Origin of the sequence: Candidatus Poriferisocius sp. (assembly GCF_965204015.1) — a bacterium.
In the GTDB taxonomy this organism is placed as follows: Bacteria; Actinomycetota; Acidimicrobiia; order Acidimicrobiales; family Bin134; genus Poriferisocius.
Map to the genome: position 1 here is coordinate 3,690,873 of NZ_OZ241965.1, position 16,405 is coordinate 3,707,277.

Here is a 16,405-nt window from a genome sequence, read left to right on the forward strand (position 1 = left end):
TCAGCCGGCGGCGGCTTGGAGGATTTCGTCGGGGATGTCGAAGTTGGCGTACACGTCTTGGACGTCGTCGTGGTCGTCGAGGGCGTCGATGAGGCGGAGGACGGCCCGGGCGGCCTCGGTGCTGTCGACGCCCACCACCGACGTGGGCAGCATGGTGGAGTTGGCCGACACGAAGGCGATCTCCACATCAGCCAGGGCGTCGCGCATGGTCGATAGGTAGGAGGGATCGCAGGTGAGCCGCCAGGTGTCGCCCTCGTCGGCCAAATCCTCGCCGCCGGCGTCGAGGGCGGCCATCATCAGCTCGTCCTCGTCCACTGAGCGGTCCAGAATCACCACCCCTTTGCGCTCGAACTGCCAGGCCACTGCGCCGGGCTCGGCCAGTGACCCGCCGTTGCGGGTGAACAGCGTGCGCACCTCCGAGCTGGTTCGGTTGCGGTTGTCGGTAAGCGTCTCCACGTAGAGGGCCACGCCGCCGGGGGCGTACCCCTCGTAGAACACCGACTCATACGACACCCCCTCCAGCTCGCCGGTCCCCCGCTTGATGGCCCGCTCGATGGTGTCGAGGGGCACCGAGTTGTCCCTGGCCTTCTGGAACATGGTGCGAAGCGTGGGGTTGGCGTCGATGTCGCCGCCCCCCTCGCGGGCGGCCACCTCCACTTGGCGGATGAGCTTGGCGAACAGCTTGCCCCGCCGCTTGTCAGCCGCCCCCTTGCGGTGCTTGATGGTGGCCCATTTGGAGTGTCCAGACATGGGTGCTCTCCCCTATTCCCCTATTCCTGCTCCACAAACCAACGGTGGATTCGATCGTCATCGGCCAACTCGGGATGGAACGACGACACCACGGCCGAGCCTTGGCGGCACAGCACCGGCACCCCGTCCAATTCGGCCAGAACCTCCACCCCCGCGCCGGCCGACTCGGCCACCGGGGCCCGGATGAACACGCCGGGGAACGGCGACTCCCATCCCTCGACGTCGATCGGCGCGTGAAATGACTCCGACTGGCGGCCATAGCCGTTGCGCCGCACCGCCACATCGACGGCGCCGAAGCAGCGCTGGCCGGGATAGCCGTCCACCACCTCGGAGGCCAGAAGGATCATTCCGGCACAGGTTCCCAGCACCGGCAGGCCGTCGGCCAAGCGGTCGGCCAGCGGGTCGGCCAGGCGGTTGGCGTCCAACAGCTTGGCGATGGCGGTGGACTCGCCGCCGGGAATCACCAAGCGGTCGACCTCGGCCAGCTCCTCGGGGGTGCGGACTTGGACCGCGGCCACCCCCAGCCGGTTCAGGACCTGCTCATGCAGTCCGAAGGCACCCTGAAGGGCCAGAATCCCGACTTTCACCCGGGGGCTCCGGGTCTCGGGGCGAAGCTTCGATCTGCTGCACGGTGGGGCGCGGCTACCAGCCGCGGTCGGCCAACCGGGTTTCGAGGCCGTCGATCTCTAGGCCGGGCATGGGCTCGCCCAGGCCGCGGCTGACTTTGGCCAGGATGTGGGCATCGCGGTAGTTGGTGGCCGCCTCCACGATGGCCTTGGCCCGGGGCGCCGGATCGGAGGACTTGAAGATCCCCGAGCCCACGAACACCGCCTCGGCGCCGAGCTGCATCACCAGTCCGGCGTCGGCCGGCGTGGATATGCCCCCCGCGCAGAACATCGGCACCGGCAGCCAGCCGGTCTCGGCCACCTCCCGAACCAGCGGCAGCGGGGCCTGGAGCTGCTTGGCCCAGTCGAACAGCTCGGCCGAGTCGGCCTGGGTGATCTTGCGGATGTCGCCGATGATCGAGCGCAGATGGCGGACGGCCTCCACGATGTTGCCGGTTCCGGCCTCGCCCTTGGAGCGGATCATGCACGCGCCCTCGGAGATGCGCCGCAGAGCCTCGCCCAGGTTGGTGGCCCCGCACACGAACGGCACGGTGAACGCCCACTTGTCAATGTGGTGGGCCTCATCGGCGGGGGTCAGCACCTCGCTCTCGTCGATGTAGTCCACATCGAGGGCTTCCAGAATCTGGGCCTCGACGAAGTGGCCGATCCGGGCCTTGGCCATGACCGGGATGGTGACCGCCTCCTGGATGCCGGTGATCATCTCGGGATCGCTCATGCGGGCCACCCCGCCGTCGCGGCGGATGTCGGCGGGAACCCGTTCCAACGCCATGACCGCCACTGCCCCGGCGTCCTCGGCGATCTTGGCCTGCTCGGGGGTGACCACGTCCATGATCACGCCGCCCTTGAGCATCTCGGCCAGCCCTCGCTTGACCAAAGTGGTCCCCGTCTCGCGCCCCGACATCGACTCAGCGGTCATGTGTGCATTCTATGGCTTCGCGCATCGAAAAAGCGGTGTCGGTTTCCCGTAGCGCTCCGAGCTAGCGCTTCCTGAGCAGGTTCTCGGTGAAGTCCTCCACCATCACCAAGACATCTCCTCCAGGCAGGGCGATGAAGGTCTGGCCGGGGGTGAGCCGCACCGGATTGCCGTCGCCGTCGGTCACCTGCCACGGCTGGGCGGCCGACGAGCGGGTCCACTGGCCCCGGATCAGGTGGCCGTCGGTGAACACCAGGGCGACCCCGCCGTTGGCATCGACGGTGATGGCCTCGGGACTCCGGGGATCGGAAGCGCTGCCGGTGTAGCGGGTTTGGAGCACCACCACGTTGGTCGGCGCTATCTGAACGGGGTCGGCATCGCGGTTGGGGGTGCCGTCGGGATGGCGGGGCATGACCATGTGGGCGGTTCCGTCTTGCCAGCGGGCCCAACCGCCCAACTCCTCGTCCCAGGCGAACTGAGCTAAAAGGCCGAGACCGCCGCTGCCGCTCAGGTAGCGGATCTCCACGCCGGGCACCGGCTGAGCGCTGGACGGGAGGCTCTCGCCTGGTTGGCGGTACTCGAACAGCGGCTCGGGCGCTTCCAGGCGGCTGGGGGCGGCATTCCAGATGGCCGAGGTGGTGGTGTACAGGTTCCACGGCGGCACCCGATCGGCCACCCGCCAGTAGTCGTCGGGCAGGTTGTCCCAGCGCAGCTCGTAGAGCTTGCCGTTGGACTGGCCCTGGGAGATTTCCCGGAGCACGCCCGGATTGGCCCCGGAGTGGCCGAATATCGGCTGGCCGAAGTTGGCCAGGATATTGGGATCAGAACTGCGGGCCGACCGGACCGGGCCCACCGGGATGGCATCCTGGCTGTGGAAGACGGCCATCAGCCGGGTGATCCCCTCCACCCGGGCCTCGATGATCACATCGGCTTGGTCGATGCCGGTTTGCGGACGGCCCACGCTGCTGGTGCCGATCTTCACCGCCAACGCAGGCCGATTCATGATGGAGGAATCTTCTAGCGGCTCCCCGGTGAGCGGCTCGGTGGGGACCGGTGGAGGGGCGGGGGCGGTCGGGTCGGCATCAGGGGCACCGTCTTCTCCGGGCCCCTGGGTCGCATCAGGATCTGGGTCGGTGCCGCCCGAGTCAGTGCCGTTGGGGTCGGTGTCGCCCGAGCCGGTGCCGTCGGGTTCGGTGCCCGACGGGGCGGCGGTGGAATCGCCGGGGTCGGCCGGCGCTCCGTCGCCGCCGGGCGTACCCGTCGCATCGGTGGCTGGTGCGGCGGTGCCGGTTCCCGCCTCACCGTCGGCGGGGTCGCTGTCGTTCGAGGTGCCGCAGGCGGCGGCCAGGGCCGCGGCCAGCAACAGGGCGACGATTCTTGCGCGCCAGAGGGCGCGCCGAGCGGCGGGCAGGCTTCTCATCAGAGTTCGTTCAGCGCGGCGATGCGGGTTTCCAGCCGGGGGTGGCGGACGGGATCGGCGACCCCCCAATCAGGCTCATCGATCCACATGTGCAACGCAGCCACTGTGGCCGATGGTACTTCAGCGGTTTGGCTGGAAAGTGTCATCAGCGCAGACAGCAGACCGGGCGGATACCGGGTGAGCGACACCGCCTCGAAGTCGGCTTCCAGACTCCGGCCCGCGGGCAGTACCCGGCTCATCACCCGGCGGCGCAACCAGCCGGCCGCCCCCAGCGGCCAGGCCAAAAGGATGCCGACCAGCGTCTCGAAGGCGGCATCACCCCGGCGGATGCGGCACAGATGATGGGCCAGCAGTCCCTCCAATGCGATGCGCTCGAGCTGCTTGACTGCGCCGGTGGTGACGACGATGGCGGCATGGGCGGGGGTGCGGGCCACGGCCAGGGCATTGACGGAGTCGGATCGGATGACGCGCAGCTCGGGAGTGGGAATGCCGTGGTTCACGCACAGGCCCTCGAGCACATTGGCGAGTATCTCCTCGGCCTCGCCGCGGGGGGCCTTGCCGCCGGTCAGGCGTATCAGCAACCGCCAGGCGGTCAGGCGCAGGCCACCAACGACGGCCGCCCCCGCCACCACCGCGATGATGAGGGCAACCAGCCAGGGCAGGCCCACCAGGGCGAGGACAACCAGCACTACCACCCCGACAAATGCGCCCAGAAGGCCGAGGATCGCCGCGGTCCGACGGGGTCCGCGGCTCATGATTCCGCCTTGGTCGGGCTGGACTGGCGCTTGGGGGCGCGGACCGGGCGGCGGGCGGCCAAGTCGGCATAGATCTCGATGTAGCGACTGGCCAGCTTGTCCATGGAGAACTGCTGGGCCCGGTCCAGCCCCGATTCCACCAGGGCGCCCGCCGTGTCGGGGTCGTACAGCACTCGCTTGAGGGTGACGGCCAATGCGGCGGCATCGCCGGGCTCAGACAGCAGCGCGTCGCGCCCGGGACGGGCCACGATGGCGTAGGCGTCCAGGTCGGAGGCCACGATCGGAGTCCGGGCAGCCATGGCTTCCAGCAGCACCACCCCGAACGACTCGCCGAACAACGACGGGGCGCAGAACACGTCGGCGCCCTGCAAGCGGGCCTGTTTCTCCGCGTCGGAGATCCGGCCCAGCCACTCGACGCGGTGGTCGTTGCCGGGCTGCGCCTTAAGGGCCTCGGTCTCCGGGCCGTCGCCTCCCACCCACAGCCGCACCTCGGGCGGCAGATGCTGAAGGGCGTCGATGAGGATGCCCAGCCCCTTGCGGGGCTCGTGGCGGCCCACGAAGAAGATGGTGGGTTGCGATGTCTCAATCGGCTCGGCCGAGGGCGCCTCCAACTCCACGCCGTTGAACACCAGCTCGTACTGGCCGCCCAGTTGCTCTTGGGCCAAGCGGCGGGCGTCCTCGGACACCGCGCAGCGATGGTCCAGGCGGTTGGCCACGGCCTGCACGATGGGGCGCAGATACTGATAGGCGGTGCTGTGGCCAGCCCGGTGAAAGGTACCCAAAAGAGGCGCCGACTTCATGACCGCGGCCGTGTTGGTGGGGCCGGGGGCCAATGGCTCGTGAATGTGGATCACGTCGAATTGCTCGTCGCGCAGCACCCGGATGGTGCGGAGCTGGGCCGGGGGGTCGGGGGCCAAGGGGGCGATGGAACCGTTGGCCGCAGTGGGCAGGCTGTTGCCCAGCGGCGTGACCGACTCGTCGGGGGGAGGGCCGTCGCACGGCGCCAGCACTCGGGCTTCCACCCCCATGCGGCGCAGGGAGCGGGCCAGTCCCATGACCTGTCCCTGGACACCGCCGGGAATGGTCAGGGAGTAGGGGCACACCAGCCCTACCCTCATCCCGGCACCCTCTCTTTGCGGGAATGCAGGAGGGGGTCATCGCGGCCGGAATGGTCGATGCCCCTGCGTTCTTGGCGGAAACGTTGCAGGGCCTCGGTGTCGCTGGGCCAGTTGGGCTGCATGAGGTGCCACTGCTCGGGGGCGGCGCGGATCAGCTCTTCCAAAGCCAGGGCCAGATCTTGGGTGATCCGGGCCACATCGGCCCGCAGCCTGCCTTGACGCTCGGCGGGGACCGGGGGCAGCACTACACCGCGATGGTTGGGGCCATCCTGGTAGACCGCGGTGGGCAGGATTGCCGCGCCGGTCCGCAGGGCCAAAGCGGCCGGACCGCCGGGCAGCAGCGTGCGCTCTCCGAAGAACTCCACCTCCACTCCCCCGCGGCCCACCTGTCGATCAGCGAGCAGGCACACCACCTGCCCAGAGCGCAGCGACTTGATGAGCGTCGAGACGGAGTCGGGACCCAGGGCCACAATGTCGATGCCCATGCGGCGCCGCTCCTCCACCATCCAATCGAACAGCCGAGCGGTTTTGAGCGGTTCGACCACCGAGATCACCGGGTACCCGGGGATGCGGGCCATCCATGTTCCGGCCCACTCCCAGCCCCCGAGGTGGGGAAGCGCCAGTATGGGGGCCGTGCCGGTGTCGATGGCCTCTTGAATGTAGTGATATCCCTGGTGGCTGAATCCGGCTGCGACCTCGGCGTCGTCCAAATCGCCGATCCGGGCGCCGTCGAACCAGTACCGAGCGTACGACTCGAACGAGGCCTGCACCGCCTGGGCCAGCGACTCGCCTTGCAATTCGGGGCCGCACACCCGCTGGAGACGGCGCTCGGTGATGAAGCGGCGCTCGGGCAGCAAACGGTAGGCAGAGCGGCTGATGGCCCGGGTGAGGGCGGCCCCCACCGATTGGGGCAGTCGGCGGGCCAAAGCCGCGCCGCTGCGGTACAGCACGACGTCGGCCGAGAGCCGGTGGGTTCGAGCAGAAGGAGGAGCGGTCCCCTCGGCAGCAGTCATACCGAGTGCAGGCTGTCGGCTTGACGCCATACCTTGACAAATCGGTGCACGGCGGTGGCCGCGGTGAGGCCGAGCATGGCCCACAGCACCGGGATCAGAACGAAGCTGAAGGCCAGTCCGGCGCCCAGAACAACGAACCGCTCGGCCCGCTCCATGAGGCCGCCCTTGGCATCGAGCCCCAGCGACTCGGCCTTGGCCCGCTGATAGGAGACCAGCAAGGACACCCCCATGAGGGCGACCGGCAGCATGAAGATGTGACCGGGCTCCGTTGACCCCAGATGCCAGGTCAACCCCCCGAACAGCAGGGCGTCGCACACCCGGTCGCTGACGGAGTCGAAGAAGGCGCCCCGAACCGAGCTGGTGCCCGATGCTTTGGCGATGGGCCCGTCGAGGGCGTCGGACAGACCGGCGAGGATCAAAAAGACCAGGCCGAGGATGAGTTGGCCTCGGCCGATGACCACGGCGGCTGCCGCGGCCATGGCGATGCCGAAGAAGGTAACCCCATCGGCGCTCACGCCCAACCGGCAGAGGACGGCGCCGATGGGATCGAGCCCACGATTGACCGCCGTGCGCCAATTGCCGTCGAACATGTGACCTCTACTCTACTTCTGAGCTGGAACGGAGGTCAGTCCAGTCTTCGGGATTGGACCGCACGAACTGGGCCCAGTCTTCGGGATTGGGCTGCACGAGCTGGTCGATCACCTCGCCGCTGATGCCGTCCACGAATACCAGGCCCCGTTGGTCGGGCTGGGGCTCGTTGGAATAGAGCAGAATGCGCCATGTGGGGCGGCTGAACCATCCCCGCCACCCCATTTGGGCCGATGCGTGCCCCACCGGAAAGCCCACTGCGCCGACGGCGATTACCAGCGCGTCCGACTCGTCGACCTTCAGCTCCTTGCCGCAGACGAACCCGTAGACGGCGAAGGCGGCCAAGGCAATGGCGGCGGCCAAGAGCCCCCCGTTGACCAGGGGACTGTCGGAGGCCACCGCCCACACCACGGTGCAGACCACGGCGGCCCCCAGGTAGATGATGGCCGGGATCCGGCGGCGGCTGTTGTTGGGAAACAGGTAGGGGCCGACGTAGTCGCTGACGTTCAGCTCTTGGGGCAGCTCATCAGTTATTTCCGCGTCGGACACAACGGAAGGCTACCCAGCTTCCCAAGCGTTTCTCAGCTTGGACCACGACTCCGACAAGGGCTCGGGAAGCACTCGGGCTTCGGCCACGGTGGTCATGAAGTTGGTGTCGCCCTGCCAGCGGGGCATGCAGTGAACATGCAGATGATCGGGAAGGCCGGCGCCGGCGGCGGCCCCTAAGTTGATGCCGACGTTCACACCTTCGGGGTTGTAGGCCCGACGGATGGCGGCCACGGCCGCTCGCACGGCGGACCACAGCTCCTCGCTCTCGGCGTCGGTGAGATCGGCCAAGTCGGCCACGGCCCGATTGGGGACCACCATCAGGTGGCCGCTTCCGTAGGGATGGGCGTTGAGCACCGCGAAGCACGTGTTGCCCCGCCACAAGATGCCGGTCTCTTCGTCGGGCTCGGACGCCGCCAAGATGCGCTCAAACAGCGTTCCCTCTTCAGACTCGGAGTCGGCGGCGCCCAGTCCGGCCACATACCGGCTGCGCCACGGGGCCCACAAGCGCTCAAGCATCAGCGGTGGGCATCCACTTCGTCGCGCAGTCGATTGGCGAAGTCGCCCAGCAGCACGCCTCGCTCATCGCCGTCGCTGCCCCGGGCGTTCACCCCCACGGTGCCGTGGGCCACATCGTCGTCGCCCACCACCAGCACATAGGGCAGCTTTTGGAGCTTGGCCGCCCGGATGCGCCGGCCCAGCGGCTCTTGAGAGTCGGACACCTCCACTCGGAACCCGGCTTCGCTCAGGTGAGCCGCCACCTCGGCGGCATAGTCGCCATGGGAGGCGGCCACCGGCAAGACGGCCGCTTGGACCGGGGCCAGCCAGGCCGGGAAGGCGCCGCTGCAATGTTCGATGAGTACCCCAAAGAAGCGCTCGATCGCCCCCATGAGAGCGCGGTGGATCACTACCGGTCGGTGGCGGCCACCATCGGAGCCCACGTACTCCAGGTCGAATCGCTCGGGGAGCTGGAAGTCCACCTGGATGGTGGACAGCTGCCAGCTCCGCCCGATGGCGTCGCGCACATCGATGTCGATCTTGGGCCCGTAGAAGGCGCCCCCGCCCTCGTCCAACTCGTACTCCAACCCGGAGGCCTTGAGGGCATCCCGAAGAGCGTCGGTGGCCAAATCCCATTCGGCGTCGTCGCCGATCGACTTCTCCAGCGGCCGGGTGGCCAGTCGAGCCTCGAACGTATCGAATCCAAACGCCCGCAGCACCGAGAGCACGAACGCCACCAACGAGGCGATCTCAGCGGGGGCTTGCTCCCGGGTGGCGAAGATGTGGCTGTCGTCCTGGGTGAATCCCCGGATGCGCATCAGGCCGTGCACCGCCCCCGACAGCTCGTAGCGGTATACCGTGCCCAGCTCGAACAGCCGAATGGGCAGGTCGCGATAGGACCGCTGGTTGCTCTTGTAGATCAGCATGTGGAAGGGGCAGTTCATCGGCTTGAGGTGGTAGGAGGTACCGTCCAATTCCATGGGCGGGTACATGCTCTCCCGGTAAAAGTCCAGGTGGCCGCTGGTCTCCCACAGCTCCGAGCGGGCGATGTGGGGGGTGACCACCGACTGGTAGTCCCCTTCGTCGTGCCGGTTCCGGCTGTAGTCCTCGATGATGCGGCGCACCGCAGCCCCTTTGGGGTGCCACACCGCCAGCCCCGGTCCCAGCTCGGTGGGCCATGACAGCAGGTCGAGTTCGCGGGCCAGGCGCCGGTGGTCGCGCTTTTCCGCCTCGGCCAGCCGGTGCAGATGGGAGGCCAAGTCTTTGCGGGAGGCCCAGGCCGTGCCGTAGATGCGCTGGAGGGAGGGTTGGCCGGCGTCGCGGCGCCAATAGGCCCCGGCCACGCTCATCAGCTTGAAGTGCCCCAGCCGGCCGGTGGAAGGCACGTGCGGGCCGCGGCACAAGTCGATGAAGGAATCCGAGTTGCGGTAGTAGCTGATCTGGCCGTCGCCGGACACCTCGTCGGCCAGCTCATCGGCCGCCTGCCCACTGGCATCGGCATCGGAGGCCATGGCCACCGTTTCGATGATCTCCCGCTTGTAGGGGTGGTCGGCAAACAGCTCAAGCCCCTCGGCGGCCGACGCCTCGTGGCGCTCGAAGGGCTGGTCGGCGGCGATGATGTCCTGCATCCGGGCTTCGATGGCCTCAAGGTCGTCATCGCTGATGGTGGCGCCGTCGGGCAGATCGAAGTCGTAGTAGAAGCCGTCTTCTATGGGCGGGCCCACCGCGTAAGTGGCGCCGGGGTACATCTCCAACACCGCCTGGGCCAGCACATGGGCGGTGGAATGGCGCAGCGTTTCCAGGCCGGCGTCGCTGTCGGCGGTGATGATCGCCACCTGCTGGCCGTCGGCCAGCGAAACGCTCAAATCGACCTCGGCATCGTCCACGGTGGCGATTAGGGCGGCTTTGGCCAGGCCGGGACCGATGTCGGAAGCCAGGTCACCCGCGGTCGCCCCGGTAGGAAGCGTGCGGGTGCTGCCGTCGGGAAGGGTGACGCAAATGTCAGACATGACAAGCCAATTTAACCATTCGCCCTGCCTCGGCTCGTTCCATTATCGGCGTTAGATTTGGACGCCCAGCAGCCCGGCTGCGGCTCTGGTGCCCCCCGAGGAGGCCGCGTCATCTATGGCCGCCACCGCCGAGGGGGTGTCGAGATCATCGTCCAGACAGGTCCGCACCCGGTCGAGCACCTTCGCAGCCGCGTCGGCGCGGCCGTCGGCCCCCGCCTGCCATGCGTCGAGGCGTTCGGCCGCGGCGGGCATGATCGAGTCGTTCCACTCCCATGAGTCCCGGTAGTGGTGGGCCACGATGGCCAAGCGGATGGCCCGAGGGTCGTACTCCTTGAGCAGGTCGGAGACGAACACCAGGTTGCCCAGCGACTTGGACATCTTGGCCCCGTCCATCCGCACCATGGCCTGATGCATCCAGAGGCGCACGAACTGCTTGCCGGTGACCACCTCCGACTGGGCGGCCTCGCACTCGTGGTGGGGGTAGATCAGGTCGGATCCGCCCCCGTGGATATCGACGGTCTCGCCCAACTCCCGCATGGCCAGCGCCGAGCACTCGATGTGCCAGCCGGGACGGCCCGGTCCCCACTTGGAGTCCCAGGCGGGCTCGTCGGGGGCGGACTTCTGCCACAGCACGAAATCCAGGGGATCGCGTTTGTGGGGGTCGTCGGGATTGCCCCCGTGCTCGGCGGCCAACGCCAGCATGGTGTCGCGGTCGAAGTGGCTGACCTGGCCGAAGCGGTCGAAGGTGGAGATGTCGAAGTACACCGACCCGCCCGATTGATAGGCGTTGCCCCGGTCGAGCACGAGACCGATCATCTTGCGGATGTCGGCAATGGCTGAGGTGGCCCGGGGCTCCGACCAGGACGGCAGCATTCCCAGGGCCTCCATGTCGGAATCGAACCGGGCGGTCTCGGCCGCGGCCAGATCCAGATAGTGGACGCCGATCTCCCGGGCTTTGCGCAAGATGTCGTCGTCCACGTCGGTGATGTTGCGCACGCAGCGGGTCTCGTGGCCCCGGTCGCGCAACCGCCGCTGGAGCACGTCGTAGGCCACATAGGTGGCGGCGTGGCCCAGGTGGGTGGCGTCGTAGGGGGTGATGCCGCAGGTGTACATGGCCACCACCGGACCGGGCTCGAACGGCACCACCGCTTGGCGGGCCGTGTCGTAGAGGCGCATCGGACCTTCGTGGTCGGCGCCGGCGGGCAGGGACGGCATCGCTCAGCCGTCTTCGAGGTCCAACCCGGTGAACCGGACCGCCACCCGGGTCTTATAGCGGACGTTGAGTTGCAGCAGCACCGCGGTGAAAGCCTCTACCGGGCTGGCGCCCGACAGCGGGCCGGCGTCGAGGGCTCGGACACCGGGGAGCTTGTTCATGATCTTCATGGTGGTGGTGGTGGCCTCGGGGTGGTCGGAGCACACCAGCACATCGCAGTCCACCGGCTGGTTCAGATCGCCCAGATCGTGGGCGGGAACATGGTGGAGGGCGCCCGACACCAGGGCCTGGGGCACTGCCGCCTGCACTGCGGCCGCGATGGAGCCTCGAGACGGCACCAGCGGCTGGAACTCCCGGCCCATTTTGGCCAAGGCGTTGGCCATGCTGATGACCACCTTGCCGGCCAGCTCGTCGGCCACGGTCGCCGCGGTGGCCGCGGCGGCATCCCACGGGGTGGCCACTACCACCACCTCGCAGGAGGCGGCACCGGGGTTGGCCGCACCGGAAAGGGGGAGATCATGGTCGGGCCATTGGGCCAGCAGGCCTTCGCAGATCTCGTCGGCCCGCTCGGCCGAGCGCGACCCCACCACGGTCTTGATTCCCACCGATGCCAACCGGACGGCCAAGGCGCGGCCCGCCGGACCTGTGCCTCCGAGAATCCCAATCCTCATCGCCCTTACGGTATAGGAGGTGTCTTCTCAAACCCACATGGGGCCACCCTCCGGCTCGTTCTCGGGAACGGTCGTGCCCGCAGTTGTCCCGAACCCACATAGGACCACCATGGTGATCGGCGACGAGTAGCCTCGAACGATCATGGGACTCCTTGACGGGAAACGGATTCTGGTCACCGGCGTGCTGACCGACGCCTCGCTGGCCTTCGGAATTGCCTCACTGGCCGCCTCTGAGGGCGCCGATCTGGTGCTGACCGGCGCAGGGCGGGGCCTCAGCCTCACCGAGCGCACCGCCCGCAAGCTGCCGGGCTCGCCCCCGGTGCTGGCCTTCGACGTGACCGACCCTGACCACCCCGCCGCCTTGCGCGATGAGTTGGCCGACCGGTGGGGTTCAGTGGACGGCGCGGTGCACGCCATCGGGTTCGCCCCCGAGGTCTGTTTGGGCGACGACTTCATGGCCGCGGGATGGGACGACGTGAAGGTGGCGCTGGAGATCTCGGCCTACTCGCTCAAGACTCTGGCCGAGGTGGTGGTGCCGTTGATGGACAACGGCGGTTCAATCGTGGGACTCGACTTCGACGCCACCGTGGCCTGGCCCTTCTACAACTGGATGGGGGTGGCCAAGGCGGCCTTCGAGTCCACCGCTCGCTATCTGGCCCGCTCGCTCGGCGAGCAGGGCATCCGGGTGAATCTGGTGGCCGCCGGGCCGGTGCGCACCATGGCCGCCCGCTCTATTCCCAGCTTCGAGGTGTTCGAGGATACCTGGGGCGACAAAGCCCCCCTGGGCTGGGACGTGAAGGACAGCTCAGCGGTGGCCAAGGCCGCGGTGGCGCTGCTGTCGGATTGGTTCCCGATGACCACCGGCGAGATGGTCCACGTGGACGGCGGCTACCACGCCATGGGGGCCTGAGCCTCGAATCGTCTAGGCGTCGGCGAGGGGGTGGACGAAGTCGTCGGCGAAGCGGTTGATGGCATCCCGGTAGGCCGATGCATTCTCCAGGAGGCCTGCCCGGTTGTCGGTGCTGACGTCTTCGAGTTCTGCCCAGGGAAGGGCGTACAGCCCGGTGATGCCCAACTCCTCTTCGGCCCGGCGGTAGAGATCCAGTGATGGAGGCTCGTAGAAGCCGGAGATGATGTCGAAGTGATCGTCGGCCCGACCCTCTTCGGCCAACAGCGTCCGCAGTCGGGCCACGATGCCGGCCAGGGTGTCCCAGTCGTAGGCGTTGCCAACCCACCCGTCGGCATGGCGGGCCGCTCGGCGCAAGGCGGGCCCGGAGTGGCCGCCGGTATAGATGGGGATGGGCTGGTCGGGGGCCGGTCCCATCATCATGGCCGGGATGTCGTAGTACTCGCCGTGGAACTCCACCCAGCCCGGCTTCCACAGCTCCCGCAGCGCCTCGATCATCTCGTTGGTGCGGGGGCCGCGGTTGTCGAAGTCCTGTCCCATCTGCTCGAACTCCTCGCGCATCCAGCCCGCGGCCATGCCCAGAGCCACCCGGTTTTCGGATATCACCGCGGCGGTCGAGACTTGCTTGGCCACCGCCAGGATGGGTCGGTTGGGGGCGATGTAGATGTTGTTGGAGAAGTGCAGACGCTCGGTGGCCCCGATCATGGCCCCGATGGTCACCCAGGTATCGGGCCACGACGTCTCCGGGTCCCAAATGGGCCGGCCGTCTTCGTAGGGCGAATACGGATAGGGGCTGCTGAGCTCTTGGGGATAGAAGATGTGATCGGACAGCACCATTCCGTGATATCCGGCCTCATCCACCATCCGGGCGATGGGCACCAGCTCGGTGCTCTTCATGAACGCGGTAACGCACCAGAATTTCATGCCGTCATTATGTCCGATGGTTCGACAGGGCGGGTCCGGTGGGGTCGGTCTCGTCGATGAGGTCGCCCACCAGCACCTCCAGCACGTCCTCCAGGGTGACCAGACCGATGGTGCGCCGACGAGCGCCTTGGCGCACGACGGCCAGATGGCGTCGGCTTCCCCGCATCAGCGCCAGCGCGCCTTCGAGCGAGGTTTCCTCCTCGATCACCGGCACTACCCGGATCAGGTCGTCGCTGAGGGGCTGTGCCGAGCGGGGGCCGGTGGCGTCGAGGAGGTCTTTGGCGTGAATGAATCCCACCACTTGATCGATGGAGCTGTCTTGGACCAGGACCCGAGAGTGGCCGCTGGCGTTCATGACGTCGAGCACCTCGGCCATTGTGGCCTCCCGCTCCACCGCCACGATCCGGTCGCGGGGCACCATGACCGTGTGAACCGGGCGAGCGGCCAGCTCCAGCGCGCTGGACAGCAGCGACCGGTCGAATTCGTCCAAGAACCCCTCGGCCGCCGAGTGCTCTACCAGGGCGGCGAACTCCTGGGGGGTGCGGGCGGTGGGCAGCTCGTCGACGGGCTCCACGCCGCACAGGCGGACAATGCCCCGGCTGAGCCGGTTCAACAGCCCGATGAGCGGGCCGAAGACGATCGCGTAGAGGCGGTTCACCGGGGCCAGCCACATGGCGGTGCGCTCGGCCCCGGCCAGGGCGATGTTCTTGGGGACCATCTCTCCCAGCACCATGTGCAGGTAGACCACCAAGGCCAGCGACACCGCGAACGAGATGGTGTGCAGCGCCCCCGAGGGCAGATGGACGAACGACTCAATCGCCCGCTCGATGAGGCGGGCCACCGCCGGCTCGGCCATAAAGCCCAACCCCAGCGACGCCATGGTGATGCCGAGCTGGGCGCCCGCCAATTGCCGGTTGAGGTCGCTCATGGCAGCCAGAGCCATTCGGGCCCGGCGGTTGCCGGCTTCGGCCAGGGGCTCCAGCCGAGACCGGCGGGCGGCGATAAGCGCGAACTCCACCGCCACGAAGCCGGCATTGGCCAGCAACAGCACCACCGCTACGCAGATATACAGCGCAGTCATCGGCTGGCCCCCTCATGGGGCACCGAGGCCACTGGGCGCAGGCGCACGGTGTCGATGCGGCGGCGATCCACCGACTCGATCTGGAACTCCCAGCCTTGGTAGCGGAACACCTCGCCGACGGTTGGGAGGCGCTGGAGGTGGTCCAAGATGAAGCCGGCCAACGTCTCGTAGTCCCCATCGGGCACCCGGAGCCCGGTCATGTCCCCCAGCTCGTCGGGATGGATTCCTCCCTGGACCACCAGCTCTCCGGCGTCGCGGGCCACCGGCGGGGGCTCGGTGTCGTCGTGCTCGTCGGCGATCTCGCCCACGATCTCCTCCACCAAATCCTCCTGGGTGACGATGCCCGCGGTGCCGCCGTGCTCGTCCATGACCACCGCCAGCGGGCTGCGCTGTGATCTCATGTCCAGCAGCAGGGAGCGCAGGTTCCGGGTTTCGGGGACGACGAGCGGCGCCCGCATGATCTCGGTGACCGGGGTGGCCGCCCACCGCTCGGCCGGCACCTGGTACACGTTCTTGACCAGGGCCACCCCCACCACGTCGTCGATGTCGGCCCCGATCACCGGGAAGCGGGAGAATCCGGTCTGGCTCGACAGGGCGACCAGTTCAGCCACCGACTGGTGGTGCTCGATGGGGCACACCGACACCCGGGGTACCAGCACATCGGCGGCGTCTCGCTCCGCAAAGCGGATGGCTCGAGTCAGCAGGCGAACTCGGGCTGGTCGCATCGCTCCCTCTTGCCCCGAGGACCGGATCAGCCAGGCCAGCTCCTCGCGGGAACGGGCCTCGCTGAGCTCCTCGGCGGGTTCGATCCCCAGCCGGGTCACCACCCAGTTGGCCGAGCCGTCCAATAGGCGGATGAACGGCCCGGCTACTGCTTCGAAGCCCCTCATGGGAGCGGCCAGCCTCATCGCGGTGGGCAGTGGGCGGGCAATGGCCAGGGTCTTGGGCACCAGCTCGCCGAGCACCATTTGGACGATCACCGCGATGACCAGCGCAGCGGCGATGGACAGCCCTTCGGCAGCCCCCCCTGCGACGCGATCAGCGGCTGGCTCCAGCGCGGCCGCGATAGAGGGCCGGGCGATGAAGCCCAGCGCCAGGGACGTGACGGTGATGCCGAACTGGGCCCCAGAAAGCTGGAACGACAGGGTTTTGAGCAGCGACAGGGTGGTCCGAGCGGCTCGGCGGCCCTCGGCGGCCAGGCGCTCGATGCGGATCCGGTCCACCGCCACCAGGGCGAACTCCACCGCCACAAATACCGCGTTGGCCCCGATCAGGAGCGCGGCAGCCACCAGGCCGAGAGCGGTTGTCCAGCTCATCGGGGGTCAACTACCCGGCATTGGGCTTGGCACCGTCCATAATCTTTAGGGAAACTA

17 protein-coding genes are annotated in these 16,405 nt (G+C 68.1%); 1 reads left to right on the top strand and 16 read right to left on the bottom strand.

What is annotated here, in order from left to right; genetic code table 11:
* The 13 genes from ACOGJC_RS16690 to npdG all read right to left on the bottom strand — a co-directional run bounded on the left by ACOGJC_RS16690 (window position 1) and on the right by npdG (window position 12,120).
* Window positions 1-750 (bottom strand): YebC/PmpR family DNA-binding transcriptional regulator, encoded by a 750-nt coding sequence (locus tag ACOGJC_RS16690; RefSeq protein ID WP_419846122.1) that lies wholly within the window; start codon window positions 748-750, stop codon window positions 1-3.
* Window positions 751-770: 20 nt separating this feature from the next.
* Complete coding sequence (pdxT, locus tag ACOGJC_RS16695) at window positions 771-1,337, bottom strand: pyridoxal 5'-phosphate synthase glutaminase subunit PdxT (protein ID WP_419846123.1); 567 nt, start codon at window positions 1,335-1,337, stop codon at window positions 771-773.
* 55 nt (window positions 1,338-1,392) lie between these two features.
* The gene (gene pdxS, locus ACOGJC_RS16700; RefSeq protein WP_419846124.1) at window positions 1,393-2,292 is read right to left on the bottom strand and encodes a pyridoxal 5'-phosphate synthase lyase subunit PdxS; all 900 of its coding nucleotides are present in this window, start codon (window positions 2,290-2,292) and stop codon (window positions 1,393-1,395) included.
* A 61-nt stretch (window positions 2,293-2,353) separates the two neighbouring features.
* Window positions 2,354-3,709 carry a DUF3048 domain-containing protein gene (locus ACOGJC_RS16705; protein WP_419846125.1) on the bottom strand — a complete coding sequence of 452 codons (1,356 nt, stop codon included), beginning with the start codon at window positions 3,707-3,709 and terminating at the stop codon, window positions 2,354-2,356.
* Window positions 3,709-4,464 (bottom strand): M48 family metalloprotease, encoded by a 756-nt coding sequence (locus ACOGJC_RS16710; RefSeq protein WP_419846126.1) that lies wholly within the window; start codon window positions 4,462-4,464, stop codon window positions 3,709-3,711. Before ACOGJC_RS16710 ends, ACOGJC_RS16705 begins: the two co-directional genes overlap by 1 nt.
* Window positions 4,461-5,582, bottom strand: coding sequence for a glycosyltransferase family 4 protein (locus ACOGJC_RS16715; RefSeq protein ID WP_419846127.1), 1,122 nt, complete (start codon window positions 5,580-5,582; stop codon window positions 4,461-4,463). The genes ACOGJC_RS16710 and ACOGJC_RS16715 overlap by 4 nt, the downstream gene beginning before the upstream one ends.
* Window positions 5,579-6,595 carry a phosphatidylinositol mannoside acyltransferase gene (locus ACOGJC_RS16720; protein WP_419846128.1) on the bottom strand — a complete coding sequence of 339 codons (1,017 nt, stop codon included), beginning with the start codon at window positions 6,593-6,595 and terminating at the stop codon, window positions 5,579-5,581. The genes ACOGJC_RS16715 and ACOGJC_RS16720 overlap by 4 nt, the downstream gene beginning before the upstream one ends.
* Window positions 6,592-7,185: a CDP-alcohol phosphatidyltransferase family protein gene (locus tag ACOGJC_RS16725; protein WP_419846129.1), complete on the bottom strand. Its 594-nt coding sequence runs from the start codon at window positions 7,183-7,185 to the stop codon at window positions 6,592-6,594. Before ACOGJC_RS16725 ends, ACOGJC_RS16720 begins: the two co-directional genes overlap by 4 nt.
* Before the next feature lie 7 nt (window positions 7,186-7,192).
* Window positions 7,193-7,732, bottom strand: coding sequence for a hypothetical protein (locus ACOGJC_RS16730; RefSeq protein WP_419846130.1), 540 nt, complete (start codon window positions 7,730-7,732; stop codon window positions 7,193-7,195).
* A gap of 9 nt (window positions 7,733-7,741) precedes the next feature.
* Entirely contained in the window at window positions 7,742-8,248 is a 507-nt protein-coding gene (locus tag ACOGJC_RS16735) for an HIT family protein (RefSeq protein ID WP_419846131.1), read from the bottom strand.
* Window positions 8,248-10,236 carry a threonine--tRNA ligase gene (gene thrS, locus ACOGJC_RS16740; RefSeq protein WP_419846132.1) on the bottom strand — a complete coding sequence of 663 codons (1,989 nt, stop codon included), beginning with the start codon at window positions 10,234-10,236 and terminating at the stop codon, window positions 8,248-8,250. Before thrS ends, ACOGJC_RS16735 begins: the two co-directional genes overlap by 1 nt.
* 51 nt (window positions 10,237-10,287) lie before the next feature.
* Entirely contained in the window at window positions 10,288-11,451 is a 1,164-nt protein-coding gene (cysS, locus tag ACOGJC_RS16745) for a cysteine--tRNA ligase (RefSeq protein ID WP_419846133.1), read from the bottom strand.
* A gap of 3 nt (window positions 11,452-11,454) precedes the next feature.
* A complete protein-coding gene (gene npdG, locus ACOGJC_RS16750) occupies window positions 11,455-12,120 on the bottom strand; it encodes an NADPH-dependent F420 reductase (protein WP_419846134.1) in 666 nt (221 codons plus the stop codon).
* A 142-nt stretch (window positions 12,121-12,262) separates the two neighbouring features.
* Between npdG and fabI the strand changes: the two genes are divergently transcribed.
* On the top strand, window positions 12,263-13,030 hold the full coding sequence (fabI, locus tag ACOGJC_RS16755; protein WP_419846135.1) for an enoyl-ACP reductase FabI: 768 nt from the start codon (window positions 12,263-12,265) through the stop codon (window positions 13,028-13,030).
* 12 nt (window positions 13,031-13,042) lie between these two features.
* On the opposite strand, the gene ACOGJC_RS16760 is transcribed toward fabI, so the two are convergent.
* From ACOGJC_RS16760 to ACOGJC_RS16770, 3 genes are read right to left on the bottom strand one after another with little or no spacing between them, the layout of a single operon-like run.
* Window positions 13,043-13,951, bottom strand: a complete 909-nt coding sequence (locus ACOGJC_RS16760) for a TIGR03619 family F420-dependent LLM class oxidoreductase (RefSeq protein ID WP_419846136.1) — start codon at window positions 13,949-13,951, stop codon at window positions 13,043-13,045.
* A 7-nt stretch (window positions 13,952-13,958) separates the two neighbouring features.
* The gene (locus ACOGJC_RS16765) at window positions 13,959-15,032 is read right to left on the bottom strand and encodes a hemolysin family protein (protein ID WP_419846137.1); all 1,074 of its coding nucleotides are present in this window, start codon (window positions 15,030-15,032) and stop codon (window positions 13,959-13,961) included.
* Window positions 15,029-16,348, bottom strand: coding sequence for a hemolysin family protein (locus tag ACOGJC_RS16770; RefSeq protein WP_419846138.1), 1,320 nt, complete (start codon window positions 16,346-16,348; stop codon window positions 15,029-15,031). Before ACOGJC_RS16770 ends, ACOGJC_RS16765 begins: the two co-directional genes overlap by 4 nt.
* Window positions 16,349-16,405 lie beyond the last annotated feature (57 nt).

Bases quoted from the DNA above. Each gene is read 5' to 3' on its own strand.
- ACOGJC_RS16690 (WP_419846122.1), bottom strand. From the start codon at position 750: ATGTCTGGACACTCCAAATGGGCCACCATCAAGCACCGCAAGGGGGCG.
- pdxS (WP_419846124.1), bottom strand. From the start codon at position 2,292: ATGACCGCTGAGTCGATGTCGGGGCGCGAGACGGGGACCACTTTGGTC.
- ACOGJC_RS16705 (WP_419846125.1), bottom strand. From the start codon at position 3,709: ATGAGAAGCCTGCCCGCCGCTCGGCGCGCCCTCTGGCGCGCAAGAATC.
- ACOGJC_RS16710 (WP_419846126.1), bottom strand. From the start codon at position 4,464: ATGAGCCGCGGACCCCGTCGGACCGCGGCGATCCTCGGCCTTCTGGGC.
- ACOGJC_RS16715 (WP_419846127.1), bottom strand. From the start codon at position 5,582: ATGAGGGTAGGGCTGGTGTGCCCCTACTCCCTGACCATTCCCGGCGGT.
- ACOGJC_RS16720 (WP_419846128.1), bottom strand. From the start codon at position 6,595: ATGACTGCTGCCGAGGGGACCGCTCCTCCTTCTGCTCGAACCCACCGG.
- ACOGJC_RS16725 (WP_419846129.1), bottom strand. From the start codon at position 7,185: ATGTTCGACGGCAATTGGCGCACGGCGGTCAATCGTGGGCTCGATCCC.
- ACOGJC_RS16735 (WP_419846131.1), bottom strand. From the start codon at position 8,248: ATGCTTGAGCGCTTGTGGGCCCCGTGGCGCAGCCGGTATGTGGCCGGA.
- thrS (WP_419846132.1), bottom strand. From the start codon at position 10,236: ATGTCTGACATTTGCGTCACCCTTCCCGACGGCAGCACCCGCACGCTT.
- cysS (WP_419846133.1), bottom strand. From the start codon at position 11,451: ATGCCGTCCCTGCCCGCCGGCGCCGACCACGAAGGTCCGATGCGCCTC.
- npdG (WP_419846134.1), bottom strand. From the start codon at position 12,120: ATGAGGATTGGGATTCTCGGAGGCACAGGTCCGGCGGGCCGCGCCTTG.
- fabI (WP_419846135.1), top strand. From the start codon at position 12,263: ATGGGACTCCTTGACGGGAAACGGATTCTGGTCACCGGCGTGCTGACC.
- ACOGJC_RS16760 (WP_419846136.1), bottom strand. From the start codon at position 13,951: ATGAAATTCTGGTGCGTTACCGCGTTCATGAAGAGCACCGAGCTGGTG.
- ACOGJC_RS16765 (WP_419846137.1), bottom strand. From the start codon at position 15,032: ATGACTGCGCTGTATATCTGCGTAGCGGTGGTGCTGTTGCTGGCCAAT.
- ACOGJC_RS16770 (WP_419846138.1), bottom strand. From the start codon at position 16,348: ATGAGCTGGACAACCGCTCTCGGCCTGGTGGCTGCCGCGCTCCTGATC.